The 2464-nt window shown below is 59.5% G+C and carries 1 pseudogene; it reads right to left on the reverse strand.

Going from position 1 to position 2464, the window contains the following annotated elements:
* Positions 1 to 2464: pseudogene (locus tag ACP5J3_RS13160) on the reverse strand (hypothetical protein); the annotation flags it as partial.

Below are 2464 nucleotides of genomic sequence, written 5' to 3' on the forward strand. Positions count from 1 at the left end.
GCCGTCAGCCTCTATGATCAGCCTAGCCCTGGGCCTCTTGCCCTCCGTAGTGAAGTCTTTTATCCACGCCTTGACCCTCTCCGCCCTGGCCATCTTGGTAAGCTTCTCCACCTTTGAATAAATTTGTTCGTCGCTCTTCACCACCTCAAGCAGACGCTCAAGACCCACGAGGAAAGGCAGAGCCTCCCGGGCAAATTTCCCCGCCTCCTCACCGCTAAGCCTAATGTGGACGGCGCTTTCCGCCTTTGCCATCTTCGGCTGGTACCCCAGCTCCCTAAGCAGTGCGTAGTACAGCGCCGCCTTGTCCCCGGCCGACATCTCCTTCCCCTTGCCGACGTACAGCACAACCTCGTTTGTTTTCACACTCCCGTCACCCAAAACAGCGTGGAGAAGCGTCTCAACGGCGTGTCTCCTAGCCTCCTCATGCACCTCAGCATCACACTCGCCTCTCGCCAGCTCTCTAAAGATATCTAGCAGGGTGTGGAACACGCGAGAGTCCTTGTCCCACCTGGTGATCTTAGGCGCCCTGTACGGCCACTCGCCGAGCCACCTCTCAAGCCTCTGCCTAAACTCCTCCAGGCTGGTGCCCAGCCTCTCTAGAACCTTTCTATCTAGGCGTCTAGTTATGAAGTCTACGATAGCTTTCCTCTCCTCCTCATACATGGCGGGCGCCGAGCGGAGCCTATCCAGCACCTCCTTGGCGTATCTGTCGTATAGCTCTACGCAGTAGACGGGCTTCAGCCCCTCGCCGGTCACGTCGAAATAGTCGATGTAGATCTTGACAGGCTTCTTCTCCCTCCTCTTGCCGCGGCCCCAGTGTATCTCCCCCGCCCTTACGCCGAAGGCCGAGAGGAATGTCACCGCCTGCTCCAATGAGGCTGTCTCCATTTCTACTCTGCGCACCTTTTTGGTCTTCTTCACAGAGATGTCGCTTAGCAACCAGCCGCCCACAGCCGCCCGGCTGGGCAGAGGCGCTACGCCCTTCTTCCACATCTCCTCGTACCTCTCCACAGCCCTTCTAACCTCATCCTCCTTCCTAGCCGCCAGCGGCTTGACCAAGTCACCTGATAGCTGGGCGCCTCCAGTTCTAATAAGCTCCAGCACGGCAGTCTTACCGCCGGCGTATATGACGTACTCCCCCTCCTTCTCTGTCTTCTCCACCCTCACGTCGCCTCTCTCAAACGCCTCGACGAGCAACTTCAGCTCGGGGCGCCCCCTCGCGTCTTTCAGAACTCTGCCCAGCGCGACGGCCAGCCTCTCCTCAAGCGGGAGCTCGCTTAGCCGTCCGCGTTTAACGCCCGGCGCCTTCTTCAGCAACTTTTTATAAGCATGGCCCGGCGTATAAGCCACTAGAGCGGCCAGGTCCCTAGCTACGAGGGCCCTCAGCGCGGTCAAACCCACCGCGTTGTCGTCTACAGTTGCTCTGAGATATGCAACTGCCCTAGTGCCGTAGCTGGCACCGGAGTATCTAGACAGCTCATCATGAGTCGCCCCTGCCAGCCTCCTCGCCTCCAACGCGTCAACCTCAATCCATTTCGCGACTTCCTTCAGCGTCTTCTTTAGATGCACGGCGATGGTGTTGAGCTCGCGCTCCACCCCCTCCGCAATTCTCAACACACTCCTCTCGGCCTCCTCCAGCCTCTTCAGTACGTCATAGTACTCTCTCCACTTCTCTCTGCTGTTGGTATCCAAAGCCTGCCTCAAGACAGCGGCGACTTCTTTTCTCACCTCCCACATCTCCACAAGCATATCGTACACCTCCGCGGCGCGGCGCTGAAGCGCAGCCCACACGATTAGAAAAGCCGCCTTGGCGTGTCCGCTCCTCTCCTCGTCGTTACGCCCGCTTGTATCCCAATACTTCAGCGTTCTGGCCACAGATACCAGCCAAGGCTCTCCAACCCTCCCAGCCGCCTCAAGCATATTCACCAGCTTCAACAGCCTCCTCTCGTCCACGTCCGCCGCGCCTCTAGACAAGCCGTCTACGACTTTAAACAGCTCCTCCAGCGCCTTGCCCACCGCCTCGCTTCTCTTTCTGACAGCCTCCACCAGTTCCTGCGCTGTCGGCGGCTTCTTAAACTCGCTGAATTTAATCAGCCCAGCCGCTAAGGCCAGCTTGCCGAGTTGCACCGAGCCGAGGACGTCGTGAGCGAAGGCCCACGTGACTACGCCGGCAGAGGCGGCCGCGGCGAGGAACAGCCACGCCCTGTGCTCATCAACCCAGGCGACTACCCTAGCGACAGCCTCTACAAACAGCTCGTAAAGCCTCTCCAGCGCCACCTTAGCCCTCTCCAGCCACTCCCGCAGAGCTTCGTAAGCCGCCTCGGCGGCCTTTCTGACGTACTCAACCGCCTTCTCGAAGCGGCCCTCCTCAACAAGCGCCAGGGCGCCGGCAACCGCAGACACAACGGCCTCGCTGTACAGCCCGTGGTGGAGGGCGATAATGGACTCTGTAGCCGCCCCAGCG

The organism is Pyrobaculum sp. (assembly GCF_049971835.1).
GTDB lineage: Archaea > Thermoproteota > Thermoprotei > Thermoproteales > Thermoproteaceae > Pyrobaculum.